This window comes from Coraliomargarita algicola (assembly GCF_033878955.1).
In the GTDB taxonomy this organism is placed as follows: domain Bacteria; phylum Verrucomicrobiota; class Verrucomicrobiia; order Opitutales; family Coraliomargaritaceae; genus Thalassobacterium; species Thalassobacterium algicola.
Genome location: NZ_CP138858.1, coordinates 4,677,421 through 4,699,511 on the forward strand (window position 1 = coordinate 4,677,421; position 22,091 = coordinate 4,699,511).

Genomic DNA, 22,091 nt, shown 5'->3' on the forward strand with positions numbered 1-22,091 from the left:
TATCTGTTGAGACTTTACATGAACCCCATTCACATTTCACCCCTCTCAACTGCTCGAGAAGAGTGTCGTGCCATGACACTCGTGATTGCCATGGCATTCATGTCTTTTGTCGTTTTGCTCATGCTGAGTTTTATAACTCTGGTTCGAGTCGAGGTGGAATTAAGTACGACTCAGGCACAGCGGCTTGAAGCGGAGAGTAATGCATTGCTCGGCTTGCATGTGGCTCTGGGAGAGTTGCAGCAGGCGCTTGGACCCGATCGTCGTGTGTCGGCTACAGCTGATATTTTGACTGAAGCCCAGCCGCACAAAGGACGCACGGAGCCGGTCGCGGTCAAACAGAGTCATTGGACGGGCGTTTGGAATATGGAAGGTGGTTTGAGCCAATGGTTAGTGAGTGGTAATGAATCCACTACAGAGGCGACTCATTTGTATCAGGATTCAAATATTGCTTATGAACCGGATGCGGAGCTGGTGGGTGTGAATGCTGGCCTGGAAGCAAGTGATCCGGTGACAGTGGAGGGGCAGGAGGCTTTAGTGCTAGTGGCCAGCGGTAGCGTGGGTGTAGATGATGTGGGCGCTATGGTGCTGGCTCCAGCGGTCTCGGTTAATGGTTCGGGGGCCTATGCGTGGTGGGTCGGGGATGAAGGTGTGAAAGCCCGCCTTGATTGTGTGGATCAATATGAGACGGATGGCGAGTCCAGCGCAGTGGCACGGCATCTCTCGGCGCAGCGTAATGCGATTGAATTGATGTCGGGCTTTGATAGCTATGCGAACCTCGGTGTGGATGTTTTGGGGAAGCTTTCTTCTACTGATCAGTTTCGTGTTTCCCTGCCCGCGCTCACTGAAGCGGAAGCCCAAGCTCACTTTCACGATCTGACGCTGTGGTCCAAGGGCTTGTTGGTAGATGTTCGTAACGGTGGACTGAGACGCGATTTAACGTATTTGTTTGAACTTAATGAGGATGACTTTCTCGACGAGCTGCCTGATCTATACCTCGACGCCGACGTGGTTTTGCAGCAGGACGACGAAGGCACCACGCCTATCGCTCAAATGGGGGTGACGACTCCGGATTGGTATTTTGATGCGAACCCCAAACTTGATGCGGCGAATTTTCAGCCATGGACATTGATGAATCTTCCCTTCGGTCCGACTTGGGAGCAGTTACGTTCCTTTTATAGGTTGAAGGATGAAGTGGTGGCCAACACTGTGCCCATACGTCCGCAAAGAGAGGATCAGGCGGGGATTTATCCAATACTTTTGCAGGCTCGTGTGTTCACAGGAATTAGTCGAGTGATGACAGGTGCAGGAGCGGATTTGTTACCCCATACGGACGATGACGAAATGGAGGTGTTTGCCCATTTCCGAATAATGTTTCTATTGGCCAATCCATATACGGTGGATCTAGATGTCAGCGATATGCATATCACCTTCTACATGCGGGGAGGCGAACTACCGGTCTCGTTTACTGGTGAGGTATTTGGCCTGTGGACGGAGCTGTTTAATCACCAGCGCTTCCATATTGCATCGGGGACGATTCCTGCGGGCGAGGCTAGGATATATACCTTGGATCGCATTGGAGCTGATACCTCGGCGAATGCTTCCTACCCATTTTATACAATTAGCTCATCAGGTTTTTCGAGTCATAGTCACCAACCAGCATTAGTCACGCATGAGCTGACGAATGATTATGATGAATTGGTTTCGTTGCGTTGTCAGTTGCCAGGTGGACCGTATAGCCGTTTGGAAACAGATGGAGCTTATTTAGAGGCCGGGAGTCCTGGAGGCTCTGACGGAGTCGTGCTCACCTGGTCCGGGAATCCGATGAATTACCGCGATGTGCTGCAATTTTCCGGATCGATTGGAAGTGGCAATATGGATGGAAGTTTTTACGGAGGAAATCGTTTTTCGGACTATATTGATGCGACTACAGCGGATGGACAAGTCGCATGGGGCGGTGGATCGCGCTGGATGATGACGGACGTGAGTAAGGCGCAGAACTTCATTGGTAATCACATACGTGAGGTCACCATCCGGGCTCCCTACCGAAATCCGAATTCCGATCCATATAGCCCTCTGGGGACGGGGCAATTTGTCGGGGGGCAACGTTTTCCTTCGATCACTGCTGGCGTTACGCGTTCTAAGAAGTTTGGAGCTGAAGAGCTTTTGTATGTTGATGACAGTAGTGCGAGTATACAACGGGCTGGTTGGGGGATGCTCTACGCTCCATATGATGGGCAAAACCCTTACTTTTTGAATCGCTGGTTCTATACGCCCTCGTCTGAGATGCCGGTGAATTCGCTCGGTCAATTGCAGCATTTTAATGCGAGTGGCTACATCCCAACTGAGCCAGCTTCGAAGGTTTATAATATGGATTATAGCCATGCGCGTTATTATTATAACGAAGTCTATAATTTAACTACGAGTGGCCTGGGCTATGATGATTTTCCAACACTTGCCTTTAATGCTGAATACGCGATTGGTAATTCGTTTTCCTCACGTTATGTAGAGCGCGATCGCGTCTACCAAGGCGACAGTGTGCTCTTTCCACGTGATGCCTCTTGGTTACTTAATGCCGCGTTGTGGGATCGCTTTTATTTCTCTTCGATGCCCCAGAGTGGTGCATTTGATTTGAGTTCGGAGAAGTTGCTGAACAATCGCTATCAAGCCCTCGTCGAAAGGGGGCGTACCAAGTGTGGAAGCTCTGCGGGGGGCCTCGACTGATTTCGCCCAACACATGGGGATGGCAGGAGGCTTCAATGTTAATTCAACTTCGGAAGAAGCGTGGAAGGCCTTCCTCGCCGGGACATTGGAAGTGAATTATCAAGGGCAAAGCAATACGAATGAAGCCGTATTTGCTCGTACTCCTGAGCAGGCGATCGATTCCACCTTCGGCGGAGACCCCAAGGAGCCCTTGTCGGCCAATGCGTGGCAAGGCTATCGTACACTGACTTTAGATGAGATCGATGCTTTGGTTGAGAAAATTGTAGAGCAGGTGAAGTTGCGTGGGCCATTCTTGAGTTTGGAGCACTTTGTGAACCGACTGCCAGTGCCAGCGATTGATGATAGTCATGGAATCGGAATTAAAGGTGCATTGGAGGCGGCGATCGACGCCGCTGAGTTAAACCCTCTCGCTGCCGTGAGTCTTAGTTCCCCGCTTCGGAAAAAGAACGAGCCCTTGACGGCAGTGGATCTGGCGCATGGATTTAATAGCCTCATCGATGGCGGTCCTGGGCGCATTACTCAAGGCGATATCTTACAACCGATGGGTCCATATATTACTGCACGTTCTGATACCTTTAAGATTCGCAGTACGGGCACGGTCAACCATCCTGTGACGGGGCAGGTGATTTCGCAGGTCTGGTGTGAGGCCATCGTCCAACGTTTACCAGATTTTGTGGATGATTCGCAGCCGCCCCACACCAGTCTATCAGAACTTGAAACTAACCCGGTTAACTTTCGGCTAGGGAGGCGCTTTAAAGTCGTTTCTTTTCGCTGGCTCGATAAAAACGAAATTTAGTCTATGAGATTGTATTGTAATTCACTATTTCTATTCGTCGTTTGCTGTATCAGTGTGTTGGCTTCCGTAGCTCAATCGTCGACTACGAGTAAGCTATGGTTGCGCGCCTTTGCCGTGGGGGCGCCGATCCACGGCTTATACTATGAGGTCGGTTCGAGCTATAGAGAGTTGAAATTGTTACCGTTTGAGCCGGGGCCGATTGTTTCGGTTTCGCACCCAGGTGCCTCGCTACCACTTTATACGCGTATCATTGATCCGGAGACCCAGCAGGAAAGTTATGTCGAGTCCGCTAAAGTGATCATTCCCAAACATTGCAGTCAGTTGACGATTGTGGTGATGCCTAAAGAGAATATTGAGGGAATCCGTCGATTCGATACGATTGTTTTCGATGATTCCGGTGATGATTTTCCTATTAATAGTGTCCGTCTGATTAATTTGAGTCCTTATGAAGTCGCTGCGCATTTCGGTGATAAGACCTTTCAGGCGCAGCCAGGTCAATTTGCGGTGCAAGCCGTAACGGTGGATGACAAATCGAGAGTATTTGCAGTCGCAGGGCAGTTGTTGTCATCAGAGAGTGGCTATGAATTGCAGAAATTCTATCAAGGCCCCGTGACTGTACCTGATGGCAGTCGGTTGACGCTACTGGCTGTCTATAGTCTCGAGGCGATGCGTTCACACGATTATGAAGTGATCCAGAATGCGGCCGGTGAAAATGAAATTCGCTATATAGTTGTTAAATGGCTGGATCGACCGATTTCCCGTTAGGTGTTATGTCTATGACTTGGAGTGTGGACGGAATTGGGGGAGAGAATGCGATGGAGGTCTATTGGGATACCCGTAGTTTGGCTTATCTAAAAAAGTATATTTATGTCTGATATTAATTCTAAAAATGTGGCTACAGTCATCCGTGAACCCATTGAGTGGACACGTTCATGGGTGCCTGATTCTGATAAATCTGAATTGGACGTGCCGCGAGTGTTGCTGGTGGGCGACTCCATCGTCATGGGCTATGGTCCGAAGGCTTCGGAGCATTTGCAGGGGGAAGTGTCGCTCGCATGGGTTGGCACCTCGCGCTTTCCGGTAGACCCCATCTATTTCGAGGAAATCGCTCTAGTGCTGCGTTCGACTTCGTTTGATGCGGTACATTTCAATAACGGACTGCATGGCTTCGGCTATGACGAGTCGGACTATGCTGCATGTTTAAAGCAAGTTGTCACGCGCTTGCGTGTCTTGACGCCGGCAGTGCCTTGGATGCTCGCCAATAGTACGCCGCTGCGTAAGCCGGATGATTTGAAGCAATACACTGAGCGTAATGATCGGGTGCGCTTACGCAATCAAACCATGGCTGCTCTTGCCGCGGAATTCAATCTGTCGATGACCGATTTGTATCAGGCGATGGAGGGACATCCTGAGTATTATAGTCCTGATGGCACTCATTTTAACGAGACTGGTATTGCGGTGCAGGGCGAACTTGTGGCTGAGTCGATTCGACAATTGATTACTCAGTGAGTCTACGGCCTAGATGCAAGTGCCAGTTGTAGGAGGAACGCGAGGAATTCTTATTTCTCTAGAACTCACGTGTGTTTATCCGGTGCGGAGCTTCCGTCCACCCATATGCCTTCGATGAGTATTCGGATGGGGGAGTGGGGGAGGCCTCTTTCATTGCGACGTATGAGGTCGATCAGTTGATTGGCGGCTGCCTTCCCTATGTGTCGGTTGTTTTGATCGATGCTGGCTACGTTCGGGTGTTGACGAAATCGCGATAAAAATGCGATGGAGATATCCTTCGGCACCCGCAGTTTAGCTTTTTTGAGCGCTGGTAATAGATCGCCAGGGCCAGAGGCGATAATGGCGTCTAGCTCTTGCTCCAGGATCCATTGAGTGCAATGGGCTTGAAATGAGTCCTGGTCCGGAGAGTCCACTACGCAGTAGAGAGGAGGGATGTTTTGGCGTGTGCATTCTGAAGTGAAGCCGCCTAAGAAGTGATACTCAGTATTCTCTGCAAATTCTCGTGGCATCACAATTCCGATGCGACGATGTCCTGCTTGGTGAAGCTTTCTTACTGCTAGTGCTGCACTTTGAAATTGATCGTTGGCGATCAAATGACTTGCGGGCTTGCTTTGCCGTGCAACGGCGACAGCAAAGTAGTCTTTCCATTCAAAACTCTGTCTTGTGGGGGCGTTTGAGATGCAACTCAACATCAAGCCTTCTATTCGGCGGGATTTCAGTATCTGTCCCAGTCGAATCCAATCTTTCCCGGTAGACACTTTAAATCGTTCGATGTGGTAGCCTTGTTCGGCTGCACGAGCTTGAGCACCCTCGAAGATGGTATTCAGCCACGGGTCTTCGAGCTCATCAGAACACGAGGCCATCTGTATCCACGCCAGGGTCGCGCGATAAGATGATGGTTTGCCAGATTGGCGGTAGGCATTCAAGGCGGCTAAGGCTGGGTCTGGGCGATAGCCTAATTTGGCTGCTAAGTTTTTTACCCGCTTTCGAGTTTGTTCTGGTATCGAGGGATGATCGCGTAAGGCGAGGGATACTGCTGAATGTGAGAGCCCAAGTTGACGGCCTAGTTCGCGGCAGGTGATGCGTTTCATGTCGAGGACAATAGTTACTCACCAGGTAAAGTAAATGATAACTAGTCAGTTTGAACAATCCTGTATTTATATGACGTAGTTCATTGTTCTCTATTACTCTACCTATGAAAAATATACCTACTAGCCTCCGAACTTCTTCATTACTGTTTACTTGGGTGCCAGCTTTGGCTTTTCAGCTGTGCGCGCCAAGCTTGCATGCCGACACTTTAACCTGGGATGCCGATTCAGGAACCGCTGGCATTCAGGAAGGTTCAGGCACTTGGAACACCACCAACGACAATTGGGATAACTCAGGCTCCAATGTTGCATGGAATAATGGGACTCCCGACAGTGCTATTTTCGCTGGTTCAGGCAGTGGAGGCACTGTCACGATCGATCAGACTGGCGGCATCACCACCAGTGGACTCACTTTCAGTGGCAATGCTTATACCTTACAAGGCACGGGTGTCGATGGCACGCTGACGTTTGCCGATGGTGCAAGCGTCGTGAACAATACCAGCTCAGGCATTACGAGTTTAAGAGGTCCCTTGGCGACTGTGGCGGGCGGAACCGTGTCGTTTTCAGGAACTCGTTTGTGGCTGTACAATTCCTCTTTCAGTGGAGGAGGGACTCTGAACGTGGATACCAGCGCGAAGACTTTGGTTGAGAATGTCGGCGCCTTTGATGGTTTGGAGACCATCAACCTGTCTGGGGCGAGTTCGTTTGATGTGCGCGTCGGAGGTGATCTCGGGACAGGTGTCACGCTCAATATCAAGGCGAGTGGGAGAGGTCTCGACGGTAATTCCTCGAGTGATATCAATTGGGTGGGAGCGGTCGTACTCCATGATGGATCTAATTCTGTTTTTGGAAACGCTAGCGGCTCAGTGATCAAGATTTCTGGCGACATCTCCGAAACAGGCGGATCTGCAGGTTTGAGCTCGGGTGGTAGTTCCACCGTTATTCTGACAGGATCCAATAGCTATACTGGACTCACCAATATTGGGTCAAATCGAGTCGTGCAGGTCGGAGAGGGCGGCACTGAAGGCTCTTTGTCTGGAGCAGGTTCCATCTTCCTCAATGGTTCGAATGCCACCATTAATTTTAATCGCTCTGACGCGATCGCACAGGGCAGTGACTTTGGGGACTCGATCTCCGGCACTGGACGGCTTAACCAGATGGGCTCTGGCACGCTGGTACTGAACAGCTCAAATAATAGCTACTCAGGCAACACCTATGTGAGTGATGGCACTTTGCTGGTGAATAACACCACAGGTTCAGGCACTGGAACTGGCTCGGTGCAAGTCGGTTACGATGCGATTACTGATAAGGCGGGCACGGCGACGTCGGGCAGCCGGGCCATCTCTGTCGCTGACACCACCGGGTTGCTGGTGGGGCAGGAAATCTCTGGTGTTGGTATTGCAGAGGGGGCAGTCATCACTAATATCTCTGGCAACACGGTTTATATGTCGATCGACGCGACGGATGACGTGACCGCCTTCAACCGCGCGGCTGCAACAGGTATACTGGGGGGCACCGGCACGATTAAACCTACGGCAGGCAACTCCATTTCTGTCGCGAGTGGTTCAAGTGTGGCACCGGGAGCAAGTATTGGCACGTTCACCTTGGATGGTGGTTCCACATCGGAGGCCTTGCTGACAATGGATGCGGGTGCATCGTTCACTTTTGAGTTGGATGCCAACAGCGCGAATGCGGATCAGCTTCGCTTTTTTAATTACGTTAGTGGCGACCTCGTGCTGAATGACAATGCGTTGAATGTTTCATTGTCGGGTGAGCCTACATTGGCTGGTGAATATACTGTGAGCCTATTTCAATTCTACAGCGATGAGGGAAGCAGTATTGCCAGCAGCACACTGATTGATGATTTGGAGGCACTGGATGGTCTAGTCTTGGTTCTTGGCGAGGGCGTGGAGACGGGAATACTGAATTACAACAATGCGAACGGCAGTATTGACCTGACTTATACCGTGGTGCCTGAGCCTAGTATGTTTGCTTTGGTCGGCATGGTATTGGTCTCGACTGTTTTGATACGTCGCCGTAGATAAATTTTGTGATACTTATTTCATTTAGGCCCCGTTGGAGAGATCTGGCGGGGCCTTTCTTTCGGGACGTCGCTTGCCGTATTGTATGTTAGGATGGATGATGGGGGAGCCCGGCGGCTGGGGTATATCTTTACTTTGTCGCTTGGCTGAGTGCGTAGGCTTCAGGCACAGTGCCGTTCGAATTTTTAATAATTCATTGACTGATGTGACATGATTCAACATTGAATCAAATCGCATCTAAGATCTGCCTGCGTCTACTTGTTGAACCCCACTATTGCTTATCACATGAAGATATTTGCCGTACATACATTGTATCTACGTTACGCGAGTGTTGTAGCACTTGCGACTTTAACGGCCTTTGTGGACTTGAGCGCCGACACTATTATCTAGTGGCACGTCGCCGCTGAGGTTGAAGCGTTCGTAGCTGGATTGTAGTGTGATAGGCATGACATTAGATCGCTGCCGAGCTGGTTAGATTTTTGAGTCACTCCCTCGGGTGCTTAGTTCTCCGGACTTTTAATATTTATGATGAATTCAATGTGTCGTTTCATTCGTGGCTGGCAGAAAGCCTGCTTCTTAAATCGTGGCGCGCGCGTCTGGGGCTTTAGCTTATTAGGTCTCATGCTGAGCGGGGAGTCTCTGTTGACCGCTCAATCGGTAGAAACCTTGGGGCCAAAGGTCGTTTTTGAGGAACAGCAGACCTTGCCGGCGGGCAGTCAAATGCCAGGAGAGCAATATGTTCTCTTTGGTGCGAACGCTCAACCAGGTGCAGCGGAAGGCGTGGACCCGTCCATGAATTTAATCAAGTTGTCTGACTTCGAGGTCACGGCCCCCGTGCTTGGGCGTCCTCGATTACTGCCAAACGTTCGAAAACCAGACTTGGCAAAGGTCAGGCTTCCGGGCGATTCACAGGAGGTCGTGAGCACAGGACTGCTCAACATCATGGGGAGTCCTGATCGCTACTCGGATGTGGCCAGTTTCCGTATCCGTAACCCTGCAGTGACTTCCTTTACACTTTGGGTGCTACATGGGACCTTGCCGATTGGAAAGACTGATCAGAGCTATTCGCCGCATCTTGCGATTCGAGTCAATGGGGCCGCAGCCACAGCGGAAGTTGCCAGCGTGCTGACCCAGGTCGGGAATACTTTTACCCAGTTTACAATCACGGGAGCGTCACGTTCCGACTCTTTTACCTTGGCTTTGAAGGCGGGCGAAGGCGGCCCATATTTGACGGTCGCAGGCTTGAGCTTTTCAGTGCCGCCGGCTCTCAAATCCGACGAGGAAAGCTTTGTCGAAATCGAGCGAGAGGGATGGTTGGATTTGAACAAGAATGGATCGAAAGATGTGTACGAAGATCCATCTCAAGCGCTCGATCGCCGTGTGAATGATCTGCTGGCTCAAATGACGATGGAAGAGAAATTGGGCCAACTGAATCAACTCGTGATGGTGGGAGGCAACGATGGAAAAGATGCGAATTACTTTCCGAACTTACGTCGTGGGGAAGTGAGCTCATTTATTTGGAGCCGGGATTTGGCTTTGCGTAATCAATTTCAGCGTATTGTGGTCCAGGAGTCTCGCTTGGGCATTCCGATTATATTTGGAATGGATATGATTCACGGCACGCGAACACTCTTTCCGATTGCGCTGGGCTTGTCCTGTTCCTTTGAACCCGAACTGTTTGAGCGCTCGCAGGCGGTCGCGGCGCGGGAAGCACGGGCGGCCGGCATCGACTGGGTCTTTGCACCGATGTGTGATTTGGCGCGTGATCCGCGTTGGGGCCGCGTGGTCGAAACCGCAGGCGAGGACCCCTATCTGTCGGCGCTATGCAATGCGGCCCAGGTGCGTGGCTTTCAAGGTGAGGACCCTTCTGCCTCAGACCGCGTGGCTGCTTGCTTAAAGCACTTTGTGGGCTATAGCGCGGTCACCGGGGGCAGAGATTATAACGATGCCGAGGTCTCCGAATGGACGCTTCGCAATATGCATTTACCAATATTCCACGCGGGGATTGATGCGGGGGCACTCACTGTGATGAGTAGTTTCAATACTTTGGACGGCATTCCCACTGTGGCGAACCGTTATGCGTTGACGGAGATTCTTCGAGACGAATGGGGCTTTGACGGCTTTGTCGTGAGCGATTGGATGGCGGTGCTGGAGCAAGTCAGTTGGGGCTATGCAAAAGATGCAGCCGACGCGGCCGCGCGTGCGATCTCGGCGGGCAACGATATGGACATGAAGTCCGATTCCTACTTCCCCCATTTAGCGAGTGAAGTGAGGGCGGGACGTGTTTCACTGGCCACGGTAGATGAGGCCGTGCGCCGTGTGCTGCGGGTTAAATTTCAAGTTGGTCTATTTGAGCGTCCTTACACCGAGGAGCTCGGTTACCGTACCGATTCGCGACCAGAGGATTTGGCCTTGGCGCGTGAATGTGTGACCAAGTCGGCGGTATTGCTGAAGAACAACGGTATCCTGCCTTTGGATACAGCAGGCAAAAAAGTGGCTTTGATTGGGCCGGTTGGCGAAGATCATCGGGAGATTTTGGGCTGTTGGACCGGGTTTTGTTCCTGGAGCCGTGAAACGCTTGCCAGCGGTTTGAAGGCGGCCCTGCCAGAAGATGCGACTTTGACTGTGGTCAAAGGCTGCTCGATCAATAGCGTGGCTGGCACTAAAACGCTTCAGGATGGTCGCATTGTGCGGGATGAGAGCGAGGCACCGCATGACAAGGACTTGCAGATTGAACAAGCGGTGCAGGCAGCCTTGGAATCGGATGTTGCAATTCTTGCGCTCGGCGAGCCGAAGGGGTGGACCGGTGAGAATGCCTCGCGTATGTCCTTAAGTCTGACCGGACATCAACAGGCTCTGTTCGACGCAGTGGCGGCTACGGGCAAGCCAGTGGTCGCGATTATTTTCAGTGGTCGTCCTTTGGTATTGCCTGAAGTGTGGGAGAAATCGGCAGCTGTATTTTACGCATGGCAGCCTGGCACCGAGGCGGGAAACGGATTGGCTGATCTATTGGTGGGGAAGGCCTCGCCGTCTGCACGGCTCAGTATGTCGATCCCGCAGCACGTGGGGCAGGTGCCCATTTTTTATAATCATTATAATACCGGACGCCCGCGGTCGGGGCAATACCGTGAGCTTGCGGAGCCAGTCGCCGCGTATTGGTTTGGCTATGGCTTGACCTATACCAGTTTTGAGTACAGCCCTGTGCGGATTGTTCCCGCGAGCGAGGGTAAGCCAGCCGTCGCAGCGATCACGCTCACCAATACTGGTGAACGCACGGGTGTTGAGGTGCCACAAATGTATATTCGTCAAATGGTCTGCCATGAGGGCGCGCGTCCGAAGCAGGAATTACGTGGCTTTCAACGTGTTGAATTGGCCCCCGGTGCTAGCACGGAAGTTCGTTTTGAGCTGACCGATGAGGTGCTCGGTTATGTCGACCGCCAGGGCCATGCTCGTGTGGACCCCGGAGAGTATCTCATCTGGATTGCCCCGCAAGCGCATCAAGGCAGTCCGGTGAGCTTTGATTACGAAAATGAACGTAGTCAAAGTTATGATTGAAATAGTGTTAGGTCTAATCATTGCGATGTCGCTGCATAGCACCGTGGTTCATGCCACTGCGTACGTCTTTACGATATTGAGAAGGCGTGCTGGACATACGATTGCGGAATATTCTGGAGAAATAATAGGGGTTTTCCAACCCGACTTGTTTGGCAATTTCCTGGATCGAATGATCGGTAAAGGTGAGCAACTCGCAGGCGACATCGATGCGTTTTTGGATGAGGTAGTTAATGGGGGATTTGCCGATGTCGCGCTTGAAGATATGACGCAAGTGGTCGGCGCTGATGTGTAGGCTGCCAGCCAAATCGTCCATACTAATGGTTTCATGATAGCGTGTATCCAGAATCTCACGGGCTCGTTTCGACTGGTCTTTGGGTTCGCTGGGTGCTTCGCATTGATTGAGTGTGTCGAGTAGGTTGAGCGTGATCCAGCCTGCGAGGATGTCGAGCCGTGCTTGCTTCCTTGGAGTCGAGGCATGAAGCTCGCGCTGGAGTTGTAGAATGGCCTGTGTCGTTTCATGCGAGAGATCCGTATAGATGCCAGTGCTTAGTTGCTCTGCATAGCAGCCGCTGATGCCGAAGCAAAATTGGAGCCCGTCAGTCTCGGGGTGATCGGAGTGTTCGACCTTGGGCGCGTTAACGGATAGGTCACCTGTTTTGTATGCGATCCGGGCGCCATTCTGCAAGAGCTGACCGGAGCCTTGGCTATAATACACGAGCTCCGTGCAGGTATGATTGTGCAGTGGGCAACTCTTGTTCGCTTCAATTGGGATTTCGGCAGCAAAGACGCAACGTGAAGTAGTCATGGGGAGTATCTCGGAAATGTATAAAGACTTTAACCGGAAGGTGCATTGTCTCACGCAGGAGCGATATGCTATGATGTGCGTTTATTCTCAATACCCAATTCGATATGACTACAGAAGTAAATGCCATTGTCTTTGACGCGATCAACAAAGTATCTGTTCAGAGTTTTCCATTCCTTACATGCGGTGCGACAGAGATCGTCTGCGAGACCTTGTATACATTTGTTTCACCAGGCACCGAGCTCCGCGTGCTGGGAGGACACTATTCGAAGGCCGAAGATTTTCCCTTAATTCCCGGTTATTCATCCGTGGGGAGGGTGGTGGAAGTGGGGGCATCGGTCAGAGGCTATCAGTTGGGCGACCTTGTGAGCTGCCGCAACCCCAATCCGCTCGAAGGTGTCAATGCCATGTGGGGCGGTCAAGCGGGACGCCAAGTGCATGCAACTGCCGGTGAGCAACGTCCAGTGCTATTGCCTGCGGGCTGCGATGCCTTGGATTATGTCGTGGCAGAAGTGGCCTCGATCAGCCTTCGGGGCGTGGTGGCGGCCCAAGCGAAGCGCGATGAAACCGCGGTGGTGATTGGTCAGGGAATGATTGGTGCCTTCTCGGCTGCCTGGTTGATGGCAGAAGGATGCCGCGTCATTGTATGCGATGTGGATGAGGCGCGCTTGGAGCAGGCGCGTCAACGTGGTGTGTTTGCGGCGGTCAATCTACGAGATGATAATAGTATGGAACGTTTGAATACACTCTTGCACGACGGTGCCGACATCGTGGTAGAGTCTTCCGGAGTCAGCGCAGGAGTCGAGACTGCCTTTAAGTTAGTACGAAAAAAGCCACAAGCTTATGGAGAGGCCTATAAAATCGAGCCGATCCAATTCTATGGTGGCGACTGGTCGCGCTTGGTCTTGCAGGCCAATTATATTGAGCCCGTCTCGATCAATCCACACGGATTTTTTCCCGGCGAGGGGGTGACGATTCTGACACCGATGGATCGTGGTGTGGAAGAGCGTTATAAGTGTATTGAGTCAATTCGCACCGGTCGTTTGAAAGCGCAGGACTATATTGACCTGGTGATGCCATACCGTGACGCCGCTGAAGGTTATCGTAAGCTGCAATCACATGAACTTAGTTCCGTCGTCTTTGCCTGGCAATAGGTCGGTCGCATCGCTATTTACAGATCACTAAATATAGAATTCAAATAAGATGAGTCAAAAATTTCGTTCCGCAATCATCGGGCTGGGGCCCTGTCCTGAAGGTAAGGGGGGCGCTCACTCCATTTCGTATAGTCATGCGGAAGCCCATCAGAAGACAGCAGGGATTGAATTGGTCGCTGTTTGCAGTCGCCAACAGAAAAATGTTGACGATTTCATTAACGAGTTTCCCGGCTGTCGTGGCTACGTGGACTATCGGGCACTTTTGACGGCCGAGAAGCCTGATTGGGTGGTGGTCTCGGCCTATGCCAGTTCACGTGAAGAGATGGTAATGTGTGCGATTGAGAATGCTGCGAAAGTGGTCTGGATCGAAAAGCCGTTGGCTTTAAGTTTAGGTGCGGCACGTCGCATGATGTCAGCAGCTCAAGCAGCTGGTGTGCGACTGTTTGTGAGTTATCAACGTCGTTATGGACTGCCGTTTGAGTGGTTTCGTGCCGCGGCGGGCAAGATCGGCGAAGTTCAGAGTGTGGATATTGTGCAGCCGATCAGCAATATGTTGGACTTTGGACCGCATCAGGTGGATGCCGCGCTGTCTGTATTTGGGGATGAGGTTGAAATTGCCTCCGTCTTCGGAGCGACAGATTGGACCAAGCCATTACTCTGGCACGGCACGCAACACGAACAGTTCTTACTTGGCTGTGTGCGTCTGAGTAATGGTTGCCGGATTACCATCGAAGCTGGCCCACATGAGCCGAACCGCTTACCCATTTTACGTGTCAATGGCAGTGCTGGATTTGCGGAGCTTCAGTTGAGTCCCCGGGCTGGCGAGGGCAGTGTCTTTCGCCTCTGCGCGGAAGGCGCTAATACGGTGAGTTCTCCGAGCACATCAGAGCATTACCACCACGGAGATGATCCCAATCTGTATATGAATCGAGCGGTGGCAGATGTGTATGATGCGGTCCATTCGGGACGTTCGACTCATTTAGATGTCGAAAAAGCCTACCTGGGATTGAAGATGCTACTCGGTATCTATGCTTCTGCGCAGGCACGACGTTTACTGGGGCCCGAGGCGCTGGAAGCGGATCTCAAGATGCCCGAGCCTTCACGCTGTGATTGAGCCCAAATGGACTTCTTTCCGACTAAAAAGAACGACTACAATTTTTCTATGAAACATCATTATACCTTTCCAAAAGATTTTCTCTGGGGCACGGCCACGGCCGCTTATCAGGTGGAAGGCGCTGCCAATGAAGGCGGGCGCGGCCCCTCGATCTGGGACACCTACTGCCGCATGCCAGGCTGGGTCAAAAATGAGCATAATGGAGATGTCGCGATTGACCATTACCATCGCTTTAAGCAAGACGTGGCGATGATGAAGGAATTGGGCGTTAAGGCGTATCGTTTTTCCGTTTCATGGTCGCGCCTTCTGCCGACCGGACGTGGTGAAGTGAATCAGCAGGGGCTGGATTTCTATAATAAACTAATTGATGAGTTGGTTGCTGCGGATATCCAGCCATGGATGACGCTCTTCCATTGGGACCTGCCTCAAGCTTTGGAAGATGAGATTGGTGGGTGGGCCTCGAAGGAGATCGCCAAGTATTTCGGAGAGTATGCGGCTGTGATCGCGCGTGAATTCTCTGACCGTGTGAAACACTTCATGACATTAAACGAGTTGGGGGCATTTACTGATTGTGGCTATGGCCCTTCGCCGATGAATCCACCTTTGCATATTTTGGATGTAAAGGGACGTAATCAAGTCCGCCATAATGCGATTTTAGCACACGGCACCGCGATCCGCGCGCTGCGTGCGAACGCGCCATCGGATATCAAAATAGGGATTGCGCACAACCCCGGTGCCCGTATCCCAGCCGTTGCGACCGAAGAGAATATTGAGGCGGCGAGGCGGTTCTTTATGTTCCGCGAAGAGTATTACTTAGTCCCCATGATGGAGGGGAAGTATCCCGATCATTATTTAGAAGGGGAAGGGGACAATGCGCCGGACTTTACGGTTGAGGAGATGGACATTATAGGTACTCCGATGGATTTCATTGGTTTCAACGTCTATGGATCTGCGGGGTATTTTGTGCATGATGCGACACGTCCTCTTAATACGCGAAACCTGGAAGCCGCGAAAGCACATCCACACATGTTTGCGGAGTGGATTAAGGTCGACCCCGAGTCGATTTATTGGGTGGCTCGTTTTATTCATGAGCGTTGGAGTGAACCGGATCTCTATGTGACTGAAAATGGTTGCGGTTGTGATGACCGTCTCACGACCCAGGGGGAAATTCACGATACAGATCGTATCACCTACATGCGCAGCTATCTCAAAGAAGTGCATCGTGCCACCGCCGAAGGGATTCCACTCAAAGGATATTTCGCGTGGAGTATGTTTGATAATTTCGAATGGCGCGACGGCTACACCAAGCGTTTTGGTTTGCACTATGTCAATTACGCCACGCAGGAGCGTATTCCGAAATACAGTGCGCACTTTTATCGTGCCAGCATTGCCAGTAACGCGGTGCTCTAGCAGCAAGTTGGTCAATTTACTGGGTATAACTATTTTTACTTAATGCGACGTCGAATTGATCTCTTGACGGCAGTGTTCAAGCTGCGTTTATCTTTTTCTATTGAATGGGCTTTGGGCGAATTGGGCACGTAATCCACGTGTTGGTTACGTTAGAAGCCATTCAAAATCTCGAAGTTTTCCCTTGTTTTGATTCACCCCATTCTTATGCGTAACATTGAATTTACCCGATACTTTTGGTTAACGATCTTATTGTCGTACATCTTGCCAGTTTCGGCTGCCGAAATCGAATTTCACTATGACTCGCCTGAGCAAATCAGTGCGGTCCGCGAATATTATGAAACTCAGCCGGAGCAATGGTTTGAGTCTGAAATCAAAGCAGGCGGTGCGGGTAGTTTTAAAACGGCGGAACGCGGGCGTGGCTTCCATGAAAGGTTTACTGAGGACTGGCCCGAGGGCGTGTTAACGCTGTGGGTGTATGATGACTATTTCGATGTGATTGACAGTTGGAACTGGCACCATGTGAACTTCGACTTGGGGCGTGAAGTCGATGGCGAGATGAAACACTTTCGCTGCGAAATTCGTCGTTATCGCGATGGCTGGCGTGCGGACTTAAATGATCCGTCGACGGATATACGTTTTTATCCTGTGCCCGATGGCCCGAACCATCCTGGCTGGACTCGTTTTGATATTGTGAATCCCAGCGGGGCAGGGGCTCAGCCGTTCACTATCTACATTGATGGGCATAAGGCATTTACCACTGCTGGTGCATTCGACACTATTAAAGCGGTGTCGACTGATTGGCTTCCTTATATCGATGAGTTTTCATATTCTTCGCAAGCGAGTGACTTTCGTCCTAACCCGGTCAGATCGATTCTTCCAGACAATCCTTACGCTTTGGTGTGTTTGGAACCTGGTGAGAATTTGGAAGTGCCCCTAAGCTTGAATCCGCAGGGGGCGAGCGGGCCTGGGGGGCAGCTCCGAGTGCGGCTTGAGGATGGGCGAGGTGAGACCGTCGCTACTAATCAAGTTGCTATCGATTGGAAGCAGTTGACGAAGAATTCTGTGATAGTGGACTTATCCAGTCCGCCGCGTTCGGGCTATTTTTGGCTCGAAACACAGTTTCAAGCGACGGAGGACAGTCCTGTCGAGCTGACTCGACGTAAGATCAATGTGCAATTTTTGGCGCCTGAGTTGAGTGAAGCAGCGAGTGAATCGCTCGATCTGTTTCGTCGGGCATGGGATTTCATGCCTGTCGGTCAGATCGAAGGGAAGAATATGAACGATATTCGTTCAACTGTGCCAGCTGCTGAATTGTTGGTCGCGCCGTCCTCACCACCTCAGGATTGGTCGGACGCGTATTCTTTGGTCGGTCCATGGATCAATACGGTCGATTATTTTAATCTTAGGTTTCCCTGCCATGCGGGCTGGTATCGTCAGGAGGTGGCCGTGCCCGCGGATTGGGAGGGACAACGTATCATGCTGGAAATCGAGGGGCCTGAAAGTCGGGCGACTGTTTTTGTGGATGGACAGCGGGTTGGTGAAATCGAACAACCCGGAGGCTATCTCGATTTGAGTGCAGGCGCTATTCCCGGTCAGACATTTGATTTATCCATCTATGTGGTGGCCGACCCGAACGCGGGGTATTATCGGCTGGGGCGGGAATATTTAGGAGAGGTCGTACAAGTGCCGGCGAGTTTGTATCGACGGGGGCTGAGCGGGGATGTGATCTTGTTTCCCCAGCCTAAAGGGGCGCGCGTGGATGATGTGGCCATTATGACATCGGTTAAGAGTGACACCCTGACAGCGAATTTTGAATTGTCGGGCTTGACCCCTGGGAAAAGCTATCGTTTGAAGGCCGCCGCAACCGATGCAGGAATCGTGGCGCAAGCCTTGCCTGAGACAGACTTTGTCGCGGAGAGTGAGACGCAGACAGTCGTTCTATCTGCGGAATGGAAGGAGCCTATTTTGTGGGACCTTAATAAGCCTTACTTGTATGATTTGAGTGCGGTCTTGCTCGACCTCAAAGGGCAGCCGATCGACTACATGGAGCCCGAGCGTTTTGGATTTCGTGAAATTACAGCCGATGGCCCGGATCTAACTTTGAATGGGCGTCCTATCACTTTGTTTCGTACCGGGGGGCATATCGGTGATGCGCCGGCGCACAGCCAATGGTGTGAGAAATATGGCTTCGACGCGTTCGGTTATGGCTATGGAAATCGCAGCGCCCGCATCTTGGACGAAGCCGGCAAGACATTTACGGGGGAATACCAGCGCAGCCAGATTGCGACATTAGTGGCACTGGACTACGCGAAGAGTGGGCAGACAGATGTGCCGGAATTTTGGCAGGGCGTGCAGAGCATGGTTGAATACCAGATTAAGGGCAGTCGAAATAGCCCAGGTAAATTTTTTCATTATGGACCGCTCGGAGGTGGACGAAATGGAAATGGAGGGATGTATAATCCTCTCTTTCAGAACGGTACCTGGGTGAACGAACGGCGTGGGAATGAGGTGTCGATGCGAGGTTTGGATGCTGGGCGACGGATTAAGGAAATGATCCATCAGATTGATCCGAGTCGACTCGTCACCGCGCAGGATTCCGGTAGTCTCAATGACACCATGCACATCACCGAGTATGCAGGATTCCAGCCCATTCAGGAATTTATCGAGCGGACTGAATACTGGCGTCAATTTGGCACCAAGCCGTTTTTGATCTCAGAGCAAGCGGCCCCGATGTTTCCGAATTGGACCGATGCTCTTGCACAGGGCAAAGGTTGGCGTGGTGTGCCGTGCTTTGCAGAATGGACTTCGATTGCCTATGGAGATCAGGCGTTTGAACGCACGGAACTCGACGAGGAATATCTCAATCTATTGGAGCAGGAGGTCGCGCGTAAGCGTGCTAAGCTGGCAGAAACGACCTCGGACCCACTGGAGTTTGCTATGAAGCTGAAAAAGATCCGGATGGAGATGAATTCGTTCTTCTATATGGATAGAGATGAGGTTTTGCATAACATACTCTGGAAGGATCGTATGCGGGATCAGATCTTTCATTGGCGCCTCAACAATCTGGGAATGCTTGGCTTCTGGTTCAGTAACTTTGGTCCCACCATGGACGATTGTTATTTAGAATTTCAAAGACCAGTGACTGGATTCCTCGCGGGCACCGAGCAACAGCCGACATTGCAAACCCATATCTTTTCGCCGGAGGAGAGCTTGCAACGCAGCGCTGTCTTGCTCAATAATTCGGCCGAGGCTGCGCCGCTTACCTGCAAGTGGAGTGTCGAGCTCAATGGTGTGATAGTCGCGCACGGAGAGCGTGCTGAAACGGTGCCGCCCGGTGGCAAGGTGTTTGTCCCGATTGAGGCTGTGATGCCTGCGTCTACAGTCGATCAGTCAGGTTATATCAGCGTTGATTTTATTGAGAACGGGGAGCTCATTCGCTCTGATCGAACTGCGATCAGTCTGGTGGTGCCGCGAACCTTTACAAATCGTGCGAAGGTGGCCTTGGTCGATCCCGAGGGCGACACTGCGATGGCGTTGCGGTCAGTGGGTGTTGATTTTCAAGTCCTCAATTTTGACGAAGATTTCTTTGCGTTTGATACCATCATCTTCGGGCGTCGTGCGTTTGATTATGAATACGCGCTTTTGCCGGAAGGCTTGGATCTCGGGGCATTGACGCGTCAAGGCAAACGTATTCTAATCATGGAGCAGAGTGAAGATGCGCTGCGTGAGCGTTTCAAATTACGCACCGAATACCTTTCCCCGCGTCACGTTTACGGGCGTATCGGCGGGCATCCTGTGCTAGATGGCTTGTCAGACAGTTTGCTCACCAACTGGCGCGGCGCTGCCAGCTTGACGGATGGTTATGAGGTGTCTCGTCAACGTGGGCGCATCGGTGAGCATGGTGAATTTGGTAATGGTGGTACATGGCTTTACCGTTGGAATGATGGTGAGTTGCACCACCGTCCGATGAAATGGGGCAATACTCATAACGTCGCCACAGTCACGATTATGAAGCCAGACACAGGTGGTTTCCGCAGTTTGATTGATTGCGGATACGGGGCCAATTTTGCAGCCGCCTGGGAATTAGACACTGAGGGCTCTCGCATTGTGTTCAATCAACTCGATGTCAGCGGGCGCACTGAGGCAGATCCGGCTGCGGAACGCTACCTGCAAAATCTAGTCGGCTATGTGGCTGAGATGACGCCACCTGTGTTGAAGCAGGCGGTTTATCTGGGGGGCGACGCTATGGCTGAAGAACTTAGAATGATTGATGTGCCGATGGCACGCATCAGCGCTCCAGCTGATGCCGACCCTGAGAAACATATTTTAATATTGGGGGATGCCTCCATTGAGGAACTACAGGCATGGAAGGACGCCATCGCGCAGTTTGCCGCTGCGGGTGGTTCGATTTTCAGCCTGCCTCGCTCTGAGGCTGACTTTGCCGCCAAGTGGACACCTTTTGAAGTGACTGCTGCCATGCAAACGGTGAATCATACTGTGGTTGGTAAACCAAGCCAGGCAGTTTTAGCCGGGATTGGCAACAGTGACCTTTACTGGAAGGGTAATATCGATGTCGTTAGCATACGTGAGATCCAATCGGATGCGGATCAATGGATACTCGATACAGGAGTGTTGGCAGAGGTCGACTACGGGCAGGGGCGCTATGTATTCTGCCAAATTGTGCCTGGAATGTTTGGAGACATTAGCTTAGATCATTGGTTGAAGCCTTCAAAGTATGGTACGGAGCGCATGTTGCGCACTCTGTTATCCAATACCGGTGTGGCGATGAATGCGCCACGTCTGCTTGAGCAACCAAAGGCGAAAGAAGAGCTGGATCGGAAAATATCCTTGGTCGGTGAATGGATGGTTTGCCCTGCTGGCCTGGACGATACCGTATGTCCAGACGAGCGGGATGCGGATTGGCGCCCGATTGAATTGCCCGGTGATCCGCAGCTCAGCTATCCTGAATGGAAGGGGACTGCAGGCGCATTCTGGTTCCGTCGTGAGCTGAATTTAGAGGCCCCATTGACGAGTGAAGAGACGTTTCGTTTGGAAATCGGTCGTATCAGTGGAGCCGATACAGTTTATATCAACGGCGATCAGGCTGCGTTTACGAACTCCGAAACAAACGTGAACAGTGTCTCGACCATTGCCCGGGATTATCGGATTCCGGCAAAACTATTGAATCAGGGCGTCAATCAGATCGCGATCCATGTTGAGTATGAAAGCAACGCTGCGCTTGGTATGAAGGGCAGCACGGCGGCGATCTATACGCCGATGGAGCTGAAGATCTATCGCACCAAGAGCGAATCGAGCATGCCAGATCCGATCGAGCTCGCTTCTCATAGTGAGTGGTGGGGCCATCCCGTCGACAGTGTGGACGAGCCGTGGAATCATCAAATTCGTCAGCGTGTGGCGGTGCCTGGTATGATCCAGCCCCAGCGAGCAGAATGGAGTCAGCTGACTGGCTATTTCTGGTATTGGTATCAGTTTGAGCTCGATGAGCCGCTGCCGGATAACGCAGAGCCTGTGCTTATGCTGGGTGCGGTGGATGACGAAGACACTACCTATATTAATAATGTAAAAATCGGGCATACTGGCAAGGATACCAATCCGGATGACTACTGGGCTGCACCGCGTGCTTATCCTATTCCTAAAGAGATCCTTAAAGTCGGTAAGAATATCATTCAAATTCAGTTGAATGATTTTAACATAGGAGGTGGCATTTCCAAGGGCCCCGTGCAGATTGTCTTTGAAGATCCCGAAGTGCGTCTACGCCGCCAGTTGGATGAGCGTCCTTACTTGCATCTGGTTGATCGCACCGATGATGCGTATTGGCATCATGGATTTTAGAGTGTATGTCAAAAAAAGCGCTGACTATCCATTGGATAGTCAGCGCC

At 51.6% G+C, this 22,091-nt stretch carries 12 protein-coding genes; 10 read left to right on the top strand and 2 right to left on the bottom strand.

The genetic code is table 11. The annotated features are described in order from the left end of the window. Positions 1–18: 18 nt before the first annotated feature. The 4 genes from SH580_RS19275 (at position 19) to SH580_RS19290 (ending at position 5,026) form a co-directional block, all read left to right on the top strand. The gene (locus SH580_RS19275; RefSeq protein WP_319832442.1) at positions 19–2,721 is read left to right on the top strand and encodes a hypothetical protein; all 2,703 of its coding nucleotides are present in this window, start codon (positions 19–21) and stop codon (positions 2,719–2,721) included. Then, a complete protein-coding gene (locus tag SH580_RS19280) occupies positions 2,693–3,517 on the top strand; it encodes a hypothetical protein (RefSeq protein WP_319832443.1) in 825 nt (274 codons plus the stop codon). Before SH580_RS19275 ends, SH580_RS19280 begins: the two co-directional genes overlap by 29 nt. A gap of 54 nt (positions 3,518–3,571) precedes the next feature. Beyond that, positions 3,572–4,282, top strand: a complete 711-nt coding sequence (locus SH580_RS19285) for a hypothetical protein (protein WP_319832444.1) — start codon at positions 3,572–3,574, stop codon at positions 4,280–4,282. 102 nt (positions 4,283–4,384) lie between these two features. Then, the gene (locus SH580_RS19290; protein WP_319832445.1) at positions 4,385–5,026 is read left to right on the top strand and encodes an SGNH/GDSL hydrolase family protein; all 642 of its coding nucleotides are present in this window, start codon (positions 4,385–4,387) and stop codon (positions 5,024–5,026) included. 65 nt (positions 5,027–5,091) lie between these two features. On the opposite strand, the gene SH580_RS19295 is transcribed toward SH580_RS19290, so the two are convergent. After that, positions 5,092–6,117, bottom strand: coding sequence for a LacI family DNA-binding transcriptional regulator (locus SH580_RS19295; protein ID WP_319832446.1), 1,026 nt, complete (start codon positions 6,115–6,117; stop codon positions 5,092–5,094). Between the two features lie 104 nt (positions 6,118–6,221). On the opposite strand from SH580_RS19295, the gene SH580_RS19300 reads away from it, so the two are divergent. Both SH580_RS19300 and SH580_RS19305 read left to right on the top strand, forming a co-directional pair. Beyond that, positions 6,222–8,159, top strand: a complete 1,938-nt coding sequence (locus SH580_RS19300; RefSeq protein ID WP_319832447.1) for a beta strand repeat-containing protein — start codon at positions 6,222–6,224, stop codon at positions 8,157–8,159. Between the two features lie 522 nt (positions 8,160–8,681). After that, positions 8,682–11,711, top strand: coding sequence for a glycoside hydrolase family 3 N-terminal domain-containing protein (locus tag SH580_RS19305; RefSeq protein WP_319832448.1), 3,030 nt, complete (start codon positions 8,682–8,684; stop codon positions 11,709–11,711). A gap of 13 nt (positions 11,712–11,724) precedes the next feature. On the opposite strand, the gene SH580_RS19310 is transcribed toward SH580_RS19305, so the two are convergent. After that, positions 11,725–12,516, bottom strand: coding sequence for a helix-turn-helix domain-containing protein (locus SH580_RS19310; protein ID WP_319832449.1), 792 nt, complete (start codon positions 12,514–12,516; stop codon positions 11,725–11,727). A 104-nt stretch (positions 12,517–12,620) separates the two neighbouring features. Between SH580_RS19310 and SH580_RS19315 the strand changes: the two genes are divergently transcribed. The 4 genes from SH580_RS19315 (at position 12,621) to SH580_RS19330 (ending at position 22,044) form a co-directional block, all read left to right on the top strand. Then, positions 12,621–13,667 carry a zinc-binding dehydrogenase gene (locus SH580_RS19315; protein ID WP_319832450.1) on the top strand — a complete coding sequence of 349 codons (1,047 nt, stop codon included), beginning with the start codon at positions 12,621–12,623 and terminating at the stop codon, positions 13,665–13,667. Between the two features lie 49 nt (positions 13,668–13,716). Then, a complete protein-coding gene (locus SH580_RS19320; protein ID WP_319832451.1) occupies positions 13,717–14,781 on the top strand; it encodes a Gfo/Idh/MocA family oxidoreductase in 1,065 nt (354 codons plus the stop codon). 48 nt (positions 14,782–14,829) lie between these two features. Next, positions 14,830–16,191: a GH1 family beta-glucosidase gene (locus SH580_RS19325; protein WP_319832452.1), complete on the top strand. Its 1,362-nt coding sequence runs from the start codon at positions 14,830–14,832 to the stop codon at positions 16,189–16,191. A 204-nt stretch (positions 16,192–16,395) separates the two neighbouring features. Next, positions 16,396–22,044, top strand: coding sequence for a glycoside hydrolase family 2 protein (locus SH580_RS19330; RefSeq protein ID WP_319832453.1), 5,649 nt, complete (start codon positions 16,396–16,398; stop codon positions 22,042–22,044). Positions 22,045–22,091 lie beyond the last annotated feature (47 nt).

Bases quoted from the DNA above. Each gene is read 5' to 3' on its own strand.
- SH580_RS19300 (WP_319832447.1), top strand. From the start codon at position 6,222: ATGAAAAATATACCTACTAGCCTCCGAACTTCTTCATTACTGTTTACT.
- SH580_RS19325 (WP_319832452.1), top strand. From the start codon at position 14,830: ATGAAACATCATTATACCTTTCCAAAAGATTTTCTCTGGGGCACGGCC.
- SH580_RS19310 (WP_319832449.1), bottom strand. From the start codon at position 12,516: ATGACTACTTCACGTTGCGTCTTTGCTGCCGAAATCCCAATTGAAGCG.
- SH580_RS19315 (WP_319832450.1), top strand. From the start codon at position 12,621: ATGACTACAGAAGTAAATGCCATTGTCTTTGACGCGATCAACAAAGTA.
- SH580_RS19275 (WP_319832442.1), top strand. From the start codon at position 19: ATGAACCCCATTCACATTTCACCCCTCTCAACTGCTCGAGAAGAGTGT.
- SH580_RS19305 (WP_319832448.1), top strand. From the start codon at position 8,682: ATGATGAATTCAATGTGTCGTTTCATTCGTGGCTGGCAGAAAGCCTGC.
- SH580_RS19330 (WP_319832453.1), top strand. From the start codon at position 16,396: ATGCGTAACATTGAATTTACCCGATACTTTTGGTTAACGATCTTATTG.
- SH580_RS19320 (WP_319832451.1), top strand. From the start codon at position 13,717: ATGAGTCAAAAATTTCGTTCCGCAATCATCGGGCTGGGGCCCTGTCCT.
- SH580_RS19290 (WP_319832445.1), top strand. From the start codon at position 4,385: ATGTCTGATATTAATTCTAAAAATGTGGCTACAGTCATCCGTGAACCC.
- SH580_RS19295 (WP_319832446.1), bottom strand. From the start codon at position 6,117: ATGAAACGCATCACCTGCCGCGAACTAGGCCGTCAACTTGGGCTCTCA.